Source organism: Streptomyces sp. NPDC031365 (assembly GCF_055569765.1).
In genome coordinates this window covers 1-15,962 of sequence record NZ_JBVIIM010000048.1, presented here as the reverse complement: position 1 = coordinate 15,962, position 15,962 = coordinate 1, and the positions used below count along the sequence as shown (strand labels likewise).

Annotated in this window: 13 protein-coding genes and 1 rRNA gene; 6 read left to right on the top strand and 8 right to left on the bottom strand. The window is 72.0% G+C overall.

The genetic code is table 11. The annotated features are described in order from the left end of the window. Positions 1-32: 32 nt before the first annotated feature. A complete protein-coding gene (locus tag ACZ5C2_RS37075; RefSeq protein ID WP_468801139.1) occupies positions 33-1,220 on the top strand; it encodes a winged helix-turn-helix domain-containing protein in 1,188 nt (395 codons plus the stop codon). A gap of 32 nt (positions 1,221-1,252) precedes the next feature. Here ACZ5C2_RS37075 and ACZ5C2_RS37070 read toward each other — a convergent pair whose 3' ends face one another. The 7 genes from ACZ5C2_RS37070 to mtnA all read right to left on the bottom strand — a co-directional run bounded on the left by ACZ5C2_RS37070 (position 1,253) and on the right by mtnA (position 10,035). Beyond that, positions 1,253-1,999, bottom strand: a complete 747-nt coding sequence (locus ACZ5C2_RS37070; protein ID WP_468801138.1) for a response regulator — start codon at positions 1,997-1,999, stop codon at positions 1,253-1,255. A gap of 202 nt (positions 2,000-2,201) precedes the next feature. Beyond that, positions 2,202-2,894 carry a ribosome hibernation-promoting factor, HPF/YfiA family gene (gene hpf, locus ACZ5C2_RS37065; protein WP_468801137.1) on the bottom strand — a complete coding sequence of 231 codons (693 nt, stop codon included), beginning with the start codon at positions 2,892-2,894 and terminating at the stop codon, positions 2,202-2,204. Positions 2,895-3,204: 310 nt separating this feature from the next. Further along, positions 3,205-4,137, bottom strand: a complete 933-nt coding sequence (locus ACZ5C2_RS37060) for a ComF family protein (RefSeq protein ID WP_468801135.1) — start codon at positions 4,135-4,137, stop codon at positions 3,205-3,207. Between the two features lie 78 nt (positions 4,138-4,215). Further along, positions 4,216-6,054: an LpqB family beta-propeller domain-containing protein gene (locus ACZ5C2_RS37055; protein ID WP_468801134.1), complete on the bottom strand. Its 1,839-nt coding sequence runs from the start codon at positions 6,052-6,054 to the stop codon at positions 4,216-4,218. Then, the gene (gene mtrB / locus ACZ5C2_RS37050) at positions 6,044-8,191 is read right to left on the bottom strand and encodes an MtrAB system histidine kinase MtrB (protein WP_468801132.1); all 2,148 of its coding nucleotides are present in this window, start codon (positions 8,189-8,191) and stop codon (positions 6,044-6,046) included. Before mtrB ends, ACZ5C2_RS37055 begins: the two co-directional genes overlap by 11 nt. A gap of 1 nt (position 8,192) precedes the next feature. Further along, positions 8,193-8,882 (bottom strand): two-component system response regulator MtrA, encoded by a 690-nt coding sequence (gene mtrA / locus ACZ5C2_RS37045; RefSeq protein ID WP_468801130.1) that lies wholly within the window; start codon positions 8,880-8,882, stop codon positions 8,193-8,195. A 4-nt stretch (positions 8,883-8,886) separates the two neighbouring features. Continuing rightward, complete coding sequence (mtnA, locus tag ACZ5C2_RS37040; RefSeq protein ID WP_468801128.1) at positions 8,887-10,035, bottom strand: S-methyl-5-thioribose-1-phosphate isomerase; 1,149 nt, start codon at positions 10,033-10,035, stop codon at positions 8,887-8,889. A 140-nt stretch (positions 10,036-10,175) separates the two neighbouring features. On the opposite strand from mtnA, the gene ACZ5C2_RS37035 reads away from it, so the two are divergent. From ACZ5C2_RS37035 to ACZ5C2_RS37015, 5 genes are read left to right on the top strand one after another with little or no spacing between them, the layout of a single operon-like run. Further along, positions 10,176-11,519, top strand: coding sequence for a proline-rich domain-containing protein (locus ACZ5C2_RS37035; RefSeq protein ID WP_468801126.1), 1,344 nt, complete (start codon positions 10,176-10,178; stop codon positions 11,517-11,519). A 4-nt stretch (positions 11,520-11,523) separates the two neighbouring features. Further along, entirely contained in the window at positions 11,524-12,282 is a 759-nt protein-coding gene (locus ACZ5C2_RS37030) for a DUF4129 domain-containing protein (protein WP_468801125.1), read from the top strand. Then, entirely contained in the window at positions 12,279-13,475 is a 1,197-nt protein-coding gene (locus ACZ5C2_RS37025; protein ID WP_468801123.1) for a DUF4350 domain-containing protein, read from the top strand. The genes ACZ5C2_RS37030 and ACZ5C2_RS37025 overlap by 4 nt, the downstream gene beginning before the upstream one ends. Further along, positions 13,475-14,464: an AAA family ATPase gene (locus ACZ5C2_RS37020; RefSeq protein WP_468801154.1), complete on the top strand. Its 990-nt coding sequence runs from the start codon at positions 13,475-13,477 to the stop codon at positions 14,462-14,464. Before ACZ5C2_RS37025 ends, ACZ5C2_RS37020 begins: the two co-directional genes overlap by 1 nt. Further along, positions 14,464-15,774 (top strand): DUF58 domain-containing protein, encoded by a 1,311-nt coding sequence (locus tag ACZ5C2_RS37015; RefSeq protein ID WP_468801122.1) that lies wholly within the window; start codon positions 14,464-14,466, stop codon positions 15,772-15,774. The genes ACZ5C2_RS37020 and ACZ5C2_RS37015 overlap by 1 nt, the downstream gene beginning before the upstream one ends. 96 nt (positions 15,775-15,870) lie before the next feature. On the opposite strand, the gene rrf is transcribed toward ACZ5C2_RS37015, so the two are convergent. Then, positions 15,871-15,962, bottom strand: a 5S ribosomal RNA gene (gene rrf, locus ACZ5C2_RS37010); the annotation flags it as partial.

The window sequence follows — 15,962 nt, the reverse complement described above, 5'->3', positions numbered from 1 at the left end:
CTTGTCAGTGGCGCCCTCTATCGTGCGGACGTATGACGACCCTCCCGCGTCCGACCACGGAACTCTCGGCCGACGAGGCCCGCCGTATCGCCCTGCGCGCCCAGGGCTTCCTCGGTGCTCCCGACCGCCGCTCCGGTGTGCGGGGGGTCCTGCGCCACCTGGGCGCGGTGCAACTCGACACCATCTCCGTCCTCGCCCGCTCCCACGAGCTGATCCCGTACGCCCGGCTGGGCGCGGTCGGGCGCCGGACGGTCGAGGAGGCGTACTGGAAGCGGGAGTCCGAGCCGCCGCGCGCGTTCGAGTACTGGTCGCACGCCGCGTGTGTCCTGCCCATCGAGGAGTGGCCGCACTTCGCCTTCCGCCGCCGCGCCTACCGCGCCCGTCCGCACTGGAACCACGAACTGCCCGACGGCACCTACGACCAGGTGATCAAGCAGCTCCGCGCGGAGGGCCCGCTCACGGCCACGGAGCTGGGCGGCGCCAAGCGCACCAGTGAGTGGTGGGACTGGTCCGGCACCAAGGTCGCCGTCGAACGGGCGCTGATGTACGGCGAGGTGGTGTGCGTCGAGCGCCGCGGCTGGAAGCGGGTCTACGACCTCGCCGAGCGCGCCGTCCCGGCGGAACTGCTGCACGACGAGCTGGACGACGCCGAGTGCCTGCGCCGCCTGGTCCGGCTGGCCGGCCAGTCCCTCGGCGTCGGTACGCGCGCGGACATCGCCGACTACCACCGCCTCAGGGGCGAGCAGGTCGACGCGGTGATCGCCGATTCGGGTCTGGTCCCGGTGACGGTGGCGGGCTGGTCCAAGCCGGCCTGGGCCGATCCGGCCGCCCTGGCGGCCCCGCCGCGCGGCCGGCACCGCACGACGCTCCTGTCACCCTTCGACTCCCTGGTCTGGGAACGGGCGCGCACGGAACGGATCTTCGGTTTCACCCATCGCCTGGAGGCGTACGTCCCCAGGTCCAAGCGGGTGCACGGCTACTTCGCGATGCCCGTTCTCGCGGGGGGCCGGCTCGTCGGCCGGGTCGACCCTGCCCGTGAGGGCCGCACCCTGGTCGCCAGGCAGGTCACGCTGGACGGCCGCAGGGCGGTCCCGGCCGTGGCCCAGGCCCTGGTGGAGGCGGCGGGCTGGGTGGACTGCACCGACGTCCGTGTCGAGCGGGTCGACGAACCCGAGCTGCGCGAGGCCCTCACCCTGGAGCTCGCCCGGGCCCTCGCCTGATCACGCGCCCCGGCCCCGTCCGCCGCGGGCCGTCAGCGGATCTCGAGGATCTTCTCCCGCATCGCGTAGACCACCGCCTCCATCCTGGAGTGCAGCTGAAGCTTCTCCAGGATGTTGCGCACATGGTTCTTCACCGTGTTCTCGGAGATGAACAACTCCTTGGCGATGTCGCGGTTGTTCATCCCCGTGGCCACCAGCTTGAGGACCTCCAGTTCACGGTCCGTCAGCCGGGGCGCGGGCACGAGCCGGCGCTCGTCGGTCCGCTGGATCATCGACTTGAACTCGGTGAGCAGTTTCGACGCCATGGACGGGCTGATCTGGGACTGCCCGTCGGCCACCGCGCGAATGGCGGTGGCGACCTCGTCCGTGGAGATCTCCTTGAGGAGATAGCCGGTCGCACCCGCCTTGATGGCGTCGTAGAGATCTGCTTCCTCGTCGCTGATCGTCAACATGATGATCTTCGCGCTCGGGGCGACCTCCTTGATGGAGGTGCATGCCTCGATCCCGCCCCGCTTGGGCATCCGCACGTCCATCAGGACGATGTCCGGCAGCAGATCGGCAGCCTTTTCCACGGCCTCGGCGCCGTCCCCGGCCTCGCCGACGACCTGGATGTCCTCCTCGGCCGCGAGCACGATCTCCAGTCCCCGGCGGAACAGCGCGTGATCGTCCACCACAAGGACTCTGATCGGCTCCTTGCGTGAAGGGTCCGCGTCCGGGCCCATGCCGACGACGCCGCCGTCGGCATCCTCGTCCCGCATCGGTCCGAAGCTGTCCGCCATCGTTCCTCCCCCTGAAGGCCCTGGCCCGTGGTCCTGACCATCGCCAACCCAAGGCAACAGCCCACTGGTTGAGCCGTTGCCGCCATGATTCCATGCCCGGGCGACGCCGGGGCGCCGGTGTGTGCGCGAAGTGGGCGCACACCGGTGCCCCTGGGGGCGCACACGCGCACCAGGGGCACCGGCTGTGCTGTCGCCCGGCAGGTCAGCCGCCGAGTGTTCCGCCCGCCTCGGGGGAGTTCGTCTCGGTGACCATCGTGTCAGTGCTGAGGTGGATCACGCCGTAGTCGTAGGCGTGGCGCCGGTAGACGACGCTGGGTTCCTTGGTCTCGGAGTCGACGAACAGATAGAAGTCGTGCCCGACCAGCTCCATCTCATAGAGCGCCTGGTTGAGGGTCATGGGTGCGGCCACATGGGTCTTCTCACGGACGACGAGGGGGCCGTCACCCTGTACTTCCAGAGAGCCGATCTTCTTGGTGGGGACGGCTTCCGTCTCCTCCTCCGCGGCGCTCGCGCCGATCCCGTTGAGTGTCGCCGCGCCCGGGACATGGTCGGGGACCTCGGCAGCCGAGATCCTGCGCGCACCGCGCCGCGAAAAACGCTTGTCGTGCTGCTTGCGCAGCCGGGCGTCCAGCTTTTCCGCTGCCAGGTCGAGCGCCGCGTACGGGTCGCTCGCCGCCGCCTCCGCCCGGATCACCGGACCGCGGGAGCGGAGGGTGATCTCCACCCGGTCACTGCGGTCGGCCTGTCGGGGGTTGGGCTCCTTGGACACCTCCACGTCGAGGCTGATCACCTTGCCATCGAGCTTCTGGATCTTCTCCAGGTTCAGCTTCTCGGCCACGTGCTTCCGGAACCGCTCGGGCACCTCGGTCTTGCGGCCCTTGACGACGATGTCCACGCAGAACTCCGTTCCCGGATCACCCCGCCTCGCTGCGGAGTGTCTCCCTCTTGCACCAGGCCCCGGTGACGTCCGGAGCCTCGGACTCGGTGACGTCCACCTCCTCCCCCAGAAGCGAGATCTGAAGTCCACCGGTGCGGGTGATTGCGAAAAACCCGCAGCACGGCAATCGGATTCGCGAGGTGTGGCCTGCGGCTTTCCCTCACAACCGAACATATCTCGCCCGGGCGGATGGCGTCACCCTCTACTGCGCCGTACCTCCATTCAGGGGAATTACCCTCTCGTAACCTGCAACGACGCACGTTGTCAGTCAGTTCCGGTGTATTCCGAAAGCATCCGGTGATGCCGCGACGACGGCAGCGCACATCACGTCGATGATCCCGTCGGGCCCGTCCTCGGCCGCCGGTCCCGACGGCCGGCCGGTCCGCCGACGCACACTCTGTTGAGCTGGTCCGTTTCGCTGTTCCCCTCTCCTTTCCCACGTCTCACCCAGGTACACGAACGCGGGCGCCGAAATACTCGATCCGGCGTCCCGGCCGGTCGGCACCGCCCGCACCGCGCGTGCGGCCTCGGCCAGCGACGCCCCCGTCGTCATCAGGTCGTCCACCAGGACGACTCTGCCCCCGCGGAGCAGCCGTCCGCAGCCCTGGGCCACCGTCAGCGCACCCGCGAGGTTGGCCAGCCGCTGCCGGGAGCCGAGCCCCGACTGGTCGGCCACGTCCCGCCGTTGCCGCAGAGCGGGAAGTACTCGCACGGGTACCCCTGACCGCCGAAGCTCACCCGCCGCCGCGTACGCGATGCGCCGGGCGGGGTCGTGCCCGCGGGCCCGCACGGTGCGCCGCGCGGACGGCACGGGGACGAGCAGCACGCAGCCGTCCCGCGCGCCGCCACCTGGCCGCGGCGCCGGGTCCGCCGTCGCCTCCCGGCCCTCCGGGACACCTGTCACGGACGTGCGCAGCCCTGCCCGCACGGCTCCCGCCAGAGCCTCGCCGAGCGGCCTGGACAGGGCCAGGGAGCCCCGTTCCTTGTGCGCGAGCAGCGTGGCGCGCACCTCGTCCGCGTACCGCGCCGCCGCGTGCACCGGCGGCAGCCCGGGCGGTTCGGGCACCGGCCGCACCCTGCGCGGGCCGGCCCCGCTCAAGGCCGTGCGGCACGCGGCACAGAGCACCGTGCGGAGCATGCCGCATCCGCCGCACTCGGCCGGGAGCACCAGGTCGGTGAGGTCCTGCCACCAGTCCCGCATGAGCCCACTGTGCGGTCGGCCGCCCGGTCCCGGCCACCCCTGTGGACAACTCACGGGACCGGTCCGGGCGGACTCGGCTCACCCCGGATAGACCGGCGCCGTTCCCTCCGTCACCTTCTGCCACTGGGCCCCCGAGGGCAGTCGTACGATCCCGTCAACGGAGTACGCGACCAGCGGTGCCAGTTCGTCCTCGGAGGCGGTGACGGCCTTGACGCCGGTCAGGGCGGCGGGCGACGGCACATCCGGCGTGGAGCCGTCGACCTCGACGTACTTCATCTGCTCCACACCCCCCCGCTCGCGTCCGACCACCACGAGCCGGCTGTCCCCGGCCCACGACATGGCCGTGACCTGCTCCAACTCGGGCGTCGCCGAGCGCGGTTCCCGCACGGTGACCGTCGGACTCGCGCCCGTCCCGTCGTCCGTCCCGGTCCGCTCGATCCGCCCGATCATCAGGGACCGCCGGTCGCCCTCCTCCACCACGAGCGCGATCCGTACGCCGTCGGCGGCCACCCGGACGGCCCGCACCCGACCGTCCAGCCCCGGTGTCCGCACCTCGATCGGCTCGCCCTTGCCTTCCTCCAGCAGGTACAGCCGCGGGTTGCCGGGGTCGCGGTCGGCGACCCACAGTCCGCCCTGCGCGTCCCAGCTGGGCGTGGTCAGCCGGTCCTCCTCGGCCTTGCCCCGGCTGCTCAGCACGGGATCCCCGAGGGAACTGCCCGACACCAGCGAGGTGACGAACAGCGCCCTGCCGTCGATTCCCACCCCGGCCGCGGTGCGCTCGTCCCGTGCGACCGCCACCGACCGCAGCGTCTTCTCGCCCTCGCCCAGCGCTCCCGGCACCGGGTCCGGGTCCGTATCGCTGCTGCCCGCGGCGATCCGCGCGAGCCGGCGTTGCTTGTCGAGGAAGTACAGGTAGTCGGGCTGGTACAGCGCGCCCCGGGTGGCCACCGTCTCGGCCCCGTCCGTCAGGAGCGAGCACAGCTGCCCGCCGTCGGTCCGCAGCTCGACCTCCTCCACCGCGGGGCTGAGACCGCGCAGCGTGAACAGCAGTTGCGCGGCCATCTCCTCGCACTGGCCGGTGCCGACCTCGGCCGCCTTGTCGTTGAGCGGCACGGTCAGCCGGCCCCGGTCGTCCGGCGTCAGCGGGCCGGTTCCCTTCCGCAGCGCCGTCCCGGTGGGGAAACTCGACCGGACGACGGGGTTCAGCCAGGTCGTGGGCCCGCCCATGAGGGAGCGCACCATCCGGGTCATGGGGTCGACGTGCCGGCGCACGTAGACGGGATCGGCGACCGCCATCGGCAGCTCCGTGGCGGCGGTACCCGTGTTGTTCGAGGCGAAGTAGTACTTGTTGACGGACATGTAGTTGCGCTGGAAGTCCGACTTGCCCATGACGACGCCCTGCGGCACCGCGTCGATGCGCCACTGGCCGCTCTTCGCGTCCTTGGTGAGATGCACGATCTTGTTGTAGGGCCCGGAGACGGGCGCGTACGACTGCTGTGCGTCCACGGTGGCGACCTTGGTGCCCGTCAGCGTGTAGGACAGGGCACCGGTGTCCTCCCGGTCCGGACGGTCGGCCTGTGCGCCCGGCCCGTTCGCCAGCACGGTGGTGGACAGCTCCGGCCGCCAGGTCTTCGCCGCCTCGCGGGTCAGATACTGCCGCGCGGTCCTGTAGTCCGGATCATCACTGGTCAGCGCCTCCAGGAAGCCCTGCACAATCTGTGTGGGGGTGGCGTCCTCACTCGGCGGCATGGCGAACACCCGCACCTGGGCGTCCTGCCGCGGCGTGGACTCCACGCCCCGCAGATCGCCGCTGTCGGGCATCGAGGCGCACCCGGCCAGCAGGACGACCCCGCCGGCCGCGTACGCCACCGCCCGCACCGATATCCCCCGACCGCTCCCAGCGCGCTCACCACCCACGCGTAGCCTCCCCGTCCCTCTGCGCACTTCGCGCCGCGCTGTCGCCGCCGGGCCCTTCGGCCCCGGGATCCCGCTCCGGCTCCCCGGCCTCCTCCGACCGCCGCCGCGCGGCTGCGTCGTCGTCCCCGCCCTCGTGGTGCGGCGCACCGCCCTCGCCCAGCGCCCCGGGCGTCCTGCCCGTACGTCCGGACCGTGCCACCACGCGTGCGCCGTTGCCGGGCAGCGCGGTGGGGTCGGCCGTGGGGGGCACGGCCGTGGGCGGCAGTGCGAACGGGTCCCGGGACGGCCCGTCGGCGTCCGGCTGCCGTACCGGCACCGTGGCGCTCTTCTCGCCGCCCCCGCCACCGCGCGGCAGGCCTGCGTCGTCGAGCCCGCGGTTGCGCCGCGAGTCCTTGGGCTCCAGGGGTATCGGCGACCCCCGCAGCGGTTCGTCCGCGGTCCGGGGCAGCGTCAGCCGGAACTGCGAGCCGCCGCCCGGCTCGCCCCACGCCTGGAGCCAGCCGCCGTGCAGCCGTGCGTCCTCCAGGGCGATGGACAACCCCAGCCCCGTACCGCCGGTGGTACGGGCGCGTGCCGGGTCGGCCCGCCAGAAGCGGCTGAAGACCCGGGTCGCCTCTCCGGGCTTGAGGCCCACGCCGTAGTCGCGCACGGCCACCGCCACCGCGCCGCCGGCCGCGGCCAGCTTGACCACGACGTCCTTGCCCTCGCCGTGCTCCACCGCGTTGACGACGAGGTTGCGCAGGACGCGCTCCACGCGCCGTGCGTCCGCCTCGGCCACGACGGGCTGCTGGTCCCCGACGACCCGGACCAGCGTGCCCTTGCGCTCGGCGAGCGGCTCCGCCCCGCTGACCACCCGCCGTACGACCTCACGCAGGTCTATCGGCTCCGCCTCCAGTGCCGCCGCGCCCGCGTCGAAGCGGCTGATCTCGAGCAGGTCGGCGAGCAGCGACTCGAACCGGTCGAGCTGGTCGGCGAGCAGTTCGGCCGACCGCGAGGTGACCGGGTCGAAGTCCTCGCGTGCCTCGTGGATGACGTCCGCCGCCATCCGCACGGTCGTCAGCGGCGTACGCAGTTCGTGCGACACGTCCGACACGAACCGGCGCTGCATCCGCGACAGGTCCTCCAGCTGGCTGATCTTCAGCTGGAGGTTCTGGGCCATCTTGTTGAAGGCCTCGCCGAGCCGGGCGATGTCGTCCTCGCCGGTGACCTTCATGCGTTCCTGGAGCCGCCCGGCGGACAGACGCTCGGCGATCCCGGCCGCCATCCGCACCGGGGTGACGACCTGGCGCACGACGAGCCAGGCGATCGCCCCGAGGAGTACGACGACGAACAGCCCGGCGGTCGCCAGGGTGCCCTTGACCAGGCTCAGCGACTTCTCCTCCTGGGTGAGCGGGAAGAGGTAGTACAGCTGGTACGGGTCGCCGTTGGGGTCGTTGACCTGCTTGCCGATGACCAGGGCGGGCTGGGGCTCCTTGTCGGCGTCGTAGACGACGCGCGTGTAGCTCTGGGCCGCCGACACGCCGGTGTCGATCCTCTCCCGCAGCGCCGCGGGCACACTGGCCGTCGGATTGACCTGACCGGAGGCGCGCGGTCCGCGCCCGCTGCCGCTCTCGTCGCCCGCGGGCAGGGTCACCACGTCGAAGGCGCCCTGGCCACCGCTGGAGAGCGACTCCACGAGATCGCTCATCCACTGGATGACGCTCTGCGAGGGACGGCCGTCCGCCGCGGCGCCCTCGTCGCCCGTGATGCTCACGGCCTCGTCGGCCTGCTGTTTGGCCACCGCGAAACCGCCGGTGGCCTGGCTCTGGGAAGCGTTCACCTTGGCGTCCAGCAGTCCGTTGCGCACCTGGCCGATGACCACGAAGCCCAGCAACAGGACCACACCCAGTGACATCAGCAGCGTGGTGACGACGACCTTGAGCTGGATGTTGCGCCGCCACAGCCGCATGACGGGCAGCAGCGGCCGGCGCACCCAGCGCATGAACAGCCGAATGACCGGGCTGCCCTGGACCCCGCCCTGCAGCAGCCCGCCCTCGAACAGGCGTCCCCAGCGGGAACCCGCCGGGTTCCGGCCGACAGGCCGCCCCGGACGGCCCCCGGACCGGCCGGACGCCGAAGCGGCACTGTCACCGGACATGTCAGCTCGGTCCTGCCTTGTATCCGACACCACGGACGGTCACCACGATCTCCGGCTTCTCCGGGTCCTTCTCGACCTTCGAGCGCAGCCGCTGCACATGCACGTTCACCAGCCGGGTGTCCGCCGCGTGACGGTAGCCCCAGACCTGTTCCAGCAGCACCTCACGCGTGAACACCTGCCACGGCTTGCGGGCGAGCGCGACCAGCAGGTCGAACTCCAGCGGCGTCAGCGCGATGGACTGCCCCTGCCGCTTCACGGAGTGCCCGGCCACGTCGATCACCAGATCGCCTATGGCGAGCTGTTCCGGCGCCGGCTCCTCCGACCTGCGCAGCCGCGCCCGGATCCGGGCCACCAGCTCCTTCGGCTTGAACGGCTTGACGATGTAGTCGTCGGCCCCGGACTCCAGGCCCACCACGACATCGACGGTGTCGCTCTTCGCCGTGAGCATCACGATCGGCACCCCGGACTCCGCCCTGATCAGGCGGCACACCTCGATGCCGTCCCGACCGGGCAGCATCAGGTCCAGCAGTACAAGATCGGGTTTGGTCTCGCGAAAGGCGGCCAGCGCCTTGTCGCCGTCGGCTACGAAAGACGGCTCAAAACCTTCACCGCGCAGCACGATGCCGAGCATCTCGGCCAGTGCGCTGTCGTCGTCGACGACAAGGACTCGTCCCTTCATAAACGACATCATCCCATTAGCTAATAGTTGCCTGGCGCGACCTGGCGCACAGGGTGGCCAGAGCCTCGTTCGTCACGGGCGAAACCACGCCTTCCTCGGTGACGATCGCCGTCACCAGCTCCGGCGGTGTCACGTCGAAGGCCGGGTTGTACGCCTGGGTGCCCAGGGGTGCCACCGGAATCCCGCCTCCCGCTTCCGTCCCGGCCACCGGCACCTGCGGTGCTGTGATCTCCGTCACCTCATGGCCGGGGCGCTGCTCCACTTCGATGGACGCCCCGTCCGGCGTCGCCGGATCCACTGTCGTCACCGGTGCCACCACGATGAACGGCACATGGTGGTACCGCGCGAGCACCGCGAGCGGATAGCTCCCCACCTTGTTCGCCACCGAACCGTCGGCCGCGATGCGGTCCGCCCCGATGAGCACCGCGTCCACCTCGCCCGCCGCGAACAGCGATCCCGCCGCGTTGTCGGTGAGCAGGGTGTACGCCATGCCGCTGCGTGCCGCCTCGTATGCCGTCAGGCGAGCACCTTGCAGCAACGGACGCGTTTCGTCCACCCACAGGCGCCTGAGCTGTCCCGCCCGCTGCGCCGCCAGCGCCACCGCGAACGCCGTTCCCTCACCGCCCGACACCAGCGAACCGGTGTTGCAGTGCGTGAGGATCCGGTACCCGCCACCGGGCAGCAGCTCGTCGAGCAGCGCCAGCCCGTGCTCGGCCATCCGGCCACTGGCCTCGGCGTCCTCCCGATGCATCTGCCGCGCCGCTGCCAGCGCGGCCCCGGCCGCCTGCCGGGAGTCCCCGCCACGGGCGAGCACGGCTCGGTGTGCGGCGTGTGCCCGGTGCACGCCGACGGCCAGGTTCACCGCGGTGGGCCGGGCGCTCTCCAGCGCCGACGCCGCGTCGTCCACGTCGAAGCCCCGTACGGCCGCGAGCGCGACACCGTAGGCGCCCGCGAGGCCCAGCAGGGGAGCACCGCGGACGGCGAGCGAGCGGATCGCCTCCACCAGCGCGGGCGCGTCCGTACAGACGAGTTCGACCTCCTCGGCCGGCAGTCTCGTCTGGTCGAGCACGACCAGGACGGGACCTTCGGGTGGCTCTTCCCAGCGCAGTGCCGGGATCTCGGTCGGCCGGTTGTTGTCACCGCTGTGCGCGTACTGATCAGCCATGCGGCCAGTCTGCCCCCTCTCACGCCGACAATCGAAGGGATGCAGCCCTCACCTCGGCAGGTCCGTGGATGACCACCCCATGGCACGATGGCTGCCAAGCTGCCGCCGCGACCGCGGACGGGCACCATGAAGGAGCGACGATGAACGACACTCCGGGCTGGGCCTCGCCCGGATCCGCCCCGTCCGAAGGGCAGGGACCGGGTACGTCCGGCCCTGCCGGTCCCACCGGCCGCCCGGACCCCGGGCAGCCCGCAGAGCAGCCCCGGCAGCCGGGCCAGGCCCCACAGGACCCGGGCGCGAAGTGGTCCAAGGAGCAGCCACCGGCCGATCAGTGGTCGGCGCCCACCGGCCCCGGTCCCAGGGACCCTGGCCAGGCACCCCCGCCCCAGCCCGGCCCGGGCTGGGGCACCCCGCCCCCCGGCGGACCCGGCGGCTACGGCGGCGGCCCGGGCGGATCCGGCGGCCACGGGGCGTGGGGCGGCGGCTGGGGAGGCCCGCCGCCCGCGGCCAAGCCCGGCGTCATCCCGTTGCGGCCGCTCGGTGTCGGCGAGATCCTCGACGGCGCCGTCTCCACCATGCGCACCCACTGGCGCACGGTCCTCGGCATCTCGCTGACCGTCGCCGTCCTCACCGAGATCGTCGTCGTCCTGCTCCAGGGCCTCGTCCTCGACAACGCGAGCACCGAGGCCCTCAACGACCCCAGCGCCACCCTCAGCGAACTGACCGACGCCATGGGCGACGCCCTGCTCAACTCCGGCGTGATCTTCCTGATCACCCTGGTCGGCACCGTCGCCGCCACCGCTCTGCTCACCACCGTCACCAGCCGCGCGGTGCTCGGCACATCGGTCACCACCGGCGAGGCCTGGCGCGATGCCCGCCCTCAGATCGTCAAACTGTTCGGCCTGATCTGCCTGCTGCTGCTCCTCACCGCCGGCATCGTCACCGCGGGCGCCCTGCCCGGAATCCTCGTGAGCGTGTCGGCCGGCGGTGAGGTGGGCGTGGGGCTCACCGTCCTCGGCCTCATCGGGGCCGGTGTGGTCGCCCTCTGGCTGATGATCCGCTTCTCCCTGGCCTCGCCCACCCTGATGCTGGAGAAGCAGGGCATCCTGAAGGCCATGAGCCGCTCCGCCAAACTGGTCCGCGGCTCGTGGTGGCGGGTCTTCGGCATCCAGCTCCTCGCGACGATCATCGCGAACGTCGTCGCGTCGATCATCGTCATCCCGTTCACCTTCCTCGCCTCGGCCCTCAGCGGGGACGGCGTCACCGGCTTCCTCAACAGCGCCGGCGGCGACATCGGCTGGACATTCCTCATCGTCAGCGGCATCGGCTCGGTCATCGGCTCCATGATCACGTTCCCGATCACGGCCGGCGTCACCGTGCTCCTCTACGTCGACCAGCGCATCCGTCGCGAGGCTCTCGACCTCGAACTGGCGCGCGCCGCAGGCATCCAGGACCACGGTCCCGGCACCGTCACGGGGAGCTGATGCGGTGACCGTCACGGGGGGAGTTCTCACATCCGTACACGCACTGCCCGCCGCCGTCGACGCGGCGGTACACCTGCTGTCGCGCGGCGACGACGAGCCGCCCGTCACCGTCCCGCGTGACCCCGCGCGGGAGGCGGCCCGGGACGAGCTGTCCAAGGGCATGTACCACGAGAACGACCCCAGCTGGTACCAGCGAGCCCTCGACGCCTTCTGGGATTGGGTCGGCGGACTGTTCGACGCCGCCTCCACCGCGACCCCCGGCGGCGCGCTCGGCCTGGTCGTCATCGTCGCTGCCGTGATCGCCGTCCTGGGCGCCCTGTGGTGGCGCCTGGGCACCCCGCGCCGCCGGCCGGCATCCGCACCGGCCCTCTTCGACGACCGCCCTCGCAGCGCCGCCGAACACCGCGCGGCCGCCGAGGCGCACGCCGCCCAGGGCCACTGGAACCAGGCCGTCCAGGAGCGCATGCGGGCCATCGTCCGCGCCCTGGAGGAGCGTGCCCTGCTCGACATCCGCCCCGGCCGGACCGCGGACGAGGCCGCCGCGGAAGCCGGCCGCGTCCTGCCCGCCCACACCGGCCCGCTGCACACCGCCGCCCGCTCCTTCGACGACGTCACATACGGTGGCAGGGCAGCGACGCGGCAGTCGTACCAGCAGATCACCGCACTCGACCGCGACCTGGAACGCACCAAACCACAGCTCACGAGCAGCGGCAGCGGCGCCCGGAGCACGGGCACGCCTACCCACCGGGGAGCCGCCGGATGACGACCGGGGTCACGCTCCCGTCCACCTCGGCCTCGCCCACCGCCCGCCAGGTGTGGACCCGCGCGCGAGGCATCGCCCTCGCTCTGGTGCTGCTGCTCGCGGCGGCCGTCGCGATCGCCGTGGTCCGCTCCGACGCCCACCACGGCGAACTCGACCCACGCTCCGCCGACCCCTACGGCAGCCGCGCCGTCGCCGAGCTCCTGGCCGACCGCGGCGTGGACACCCGTGTGGTGACCACGCTCGACGAGGCCGCCGATGCCTCCGGCCCCGACACCACCCTCCTGGTGGCCGTCCCCGATCTACTGACTGCCAGTCAGCAGACCCGGCTGCATTCCGCCTTCGTCCAGTCCGGCGGTCGCACCGTCCTGGTCGCCTCCGGCAGCGCCTCCGTGGAACGCCTCGCCCCCGGCGTCGTCGCAGACCCCGCCACCAGCTTCGGCTCCACCCTGTCCCCCGACTGCGGGCTGCCCGCGGCCCGCCGCGCGGGCACCGCTGACACGGGCGGCATCCGCTACACCACCACCCGTCTCAACGCCGACGAGTGCTACCCCAGTGAGCGCCTGGCGACCCTGGTGCGCCTCCCAGCACCCTCCGGGGACGGCGACACCGTCGTCCTCGGCGCACCCGACATCCTCCTCAACGACCACCTGGACCGGCACGGCAACGCCTCGCTCGCGCTGCAACTCCTCGGCTCCCGCCCGCATCTGGTCTGGTACCTCCCCTCGCTCGCCGACTCCTCCGCAGCCTCCGAAGAGGGCGAACGCGGCCTCTTCGACCTGCTTCCTTCCGGCTGGCTCTGGGGCACCCTGCAACTCTTCGTCGCCGCAGCCCTGGCCGCCCTGTGGCGGGCACGCCGGCTCGGCCCGCTGGTCCCCGAAAAACTCCCCGTGGCGATCCGCGCCTCCGAAACCGTCGAAGGACGCGCCCGTCTCTACCGCAAGGCGAACGCCCGCGACCGCGCGGCCATCGCTCTTCGCTCCACCACCCGCACCCGCCTCGCCCCCCTCGTGGGCACCCCCGTCGCCCAGGCACATGCGCCCGAGGTCTTGATCCCCGCGCTGTCCGCCCACCTCCGGGGCGACGCAAGGTCCCTGCACCCGCTCCTCTTCGGTCCGCCCCCCGGCGACGACGCAGCGCTCATCCGGCTCGCCGACCAACTCGACGCCCTCGAAAGAGAGGTACGCCGTCCATGATGGACCCGACCACTGACAACGCCGCGCACACCGGGGACCCGGCCGCCGCCCGGGCCTCCCTGGAGGCTCTGCGTGCCGAGATCGCCAAGGCCGTGGTCGGTCAGGACCCCGCGGTGACCGGCCTCGTCGTCGCCCTGCTGTGCCGCGGCCACGTCCTCCTCGAAGGTGTCCCGGGGGTCGCCAAGACCCTCCTCGTCCGCGCCCTCGCCGCGGCCCTGGAGCTCGACACCAAACGCGTCCAGTTCACCCCCGACCTGATGCCGAGCGACATCACCGGCTCCCTGGTCTACGACGCCCACACCGCCGAGTTCTCCTTCCAGCCCGGCCCGGTCTTCACCAACCTCCTCCTCGCGGACGAGATCAACCGCACTCCTCCGAAGACCCAGTCCGCCCTGCTGGAGGCCATGGAGGAGCGCCAGGTCACGGTCGACGGCACGCCCCGTCCCCTGCCCGACCCCTTCCTCGTCGCCGCGACCCAGAACCCTGTCGAGTACGAGGGCACCTACCCCCTCCCCGAGGCCCAACTCGACCGCTTCCTCCTCAAGCTCACCATCCCCCTGCCCTCCCGCCAGGACGAGATCGACGTCCTCACCCGCCACGCCGAGGGCTTCAACCCGCGTGACCTGCGCACCGCGGGCGTACGCCCCGTCGCGAACGCCGCCGACCTGGAAGCCGCCCGTCGCGCGGTCGCAGCGACAACCGTCTCCCCCGAGATCACCGGCTACGTCGTCGACATCTGCCGCGCCACCCGCGCATCACCGTCCCTCACTCTCGGTGTCTCCCCGCGCGGGGCCACCGCGCTCCTGGCCACCGCCCGCGCGTGGGCCTGGCTGACCGGCCGCGACTACGTCATCCCCGACGACGTGAAGGCCCTTGCCCTCCCCACGCTCCGCCACCGCGTGCAGCTCCGCCCGGAGGCCGAGATGGAAGGCGTCACGACCGACTCGGTCATCAACGCGATCCTCGCCCACGTTCCCGTCCCCCGCTGATGGCTCCCACCGGACGCGCCGCCCTGCTCGCGGCACTCGGCTCCCTCCCCGTCGGCATCTGGGAACCCGGCTGGACGGGCATCCTCGCCGTCAACGCCCCACTTGCGGTCGCCTGTGCCTGCGACTTCGCCCTGGCCGCTCCGGTACGCCGGCTCGGTCTGACCCGCTCCGGCGACACCTCCGTACGCCTGGGCGACACCGCTGACGTCACCCTCACCATCACCAACACGTCCCGCCGCCCGCTCCGCGCCCACATTCGCGACGCCTGGCCGCCGAGCAGCTGGCAACCCGGTACGGAGACGGCTGCCTCCCGCCACCGTCTGGTGATCCCCCCGGGCGAACGCCGGCGCGTCATCACCCGCCTCAGCCCCACCCGCCGCGGCGACCGTCACACCGACCGTGTCACCGTCCGCTCCTACGGCCCTCTCGGCCTCTTCGCCCGCCAGGGCACCCACAAGGTCCCGTGGGCGGTCCGTGTCCTGCCGCCCTTCACCAGCCGCAAGCATCTGCCGTCCAAACTGGCCCGCCTGCGCGAACTGGACGGTCGCACGAGTGTGCTGACCCGCGGCGAGGGCACGGAGTTCGACAGCCTGCGCGAATACGTCCCCGGGGACGACACCCGATCCATCGACTGGCGCGCCACCGCCCGGCAGTCCGCGGTCGCGGTGCGCACCTGGCGTCCCGAACGCGACCGCCACATCCTGCTGGTCCTCGACACCGGCCGCACCTCCGCGGGCCGCGTCGGCGATGCTCCACGGCTGGACGCCTCCATGGATGCGGCACTGCTCCTCGGGGCCCTCGCCTCCCGCGCCGGCGACCGTGTCGACCTCCTGGCCTACGACCGTCGCCTGCGCGCCCTTGTCCAGGGCCGCACGGCGGGCGACGTCCTCCCGTCTCTCGTCAGCGCCATGGCCACGCTCGAACCCGAGCTCGTCGAAACCGACGCCCGAGGGCTGACGGCGACGGCACTGCGAACGGCGCCTCGGCGCTCCCTGGTCGTGCTGCTCACGACGCTCGACGCGGCGCCCATCGAGGAGGGCCTTCTGCCGGTCCTCGGCCGGCTGACGCAACGCCACACGGTTCTCCTGGCCTCGGTGGCGGACCCGCACGTCGCCAGAATGGCCGCGGCACGCGGAAACGCCGACGCCGTTTATGAGGCGGCGGCAGCGGCCCAGGCCCACGCGGAGCGGGATCGCACCGCGGAACAACTCCGTCGGCACGGGGTCACGGTCGTGGACGCGACCCCGGAGGAACTGGCGCCGGCACTCGCGGACGCCTACCTGGCCCTGAAGTCGGCGGGACGTCTGTAGTTCACGGGAGAAGAGAAGGACGGGAATGGCCTTCTGTGAACACCCCGAACGCAGAAAGCCCCCGTGCCGAAGGGCACGGGGGCTTTCTCAAGAATTGTTCGGCGGCGTCCTACTCTCCCACAGGGTCCCCCCTGCAGTACCATCGGCGCTGTAAGGCTTAGCTTCCGGGTTCGGAATGTAACCGGGCG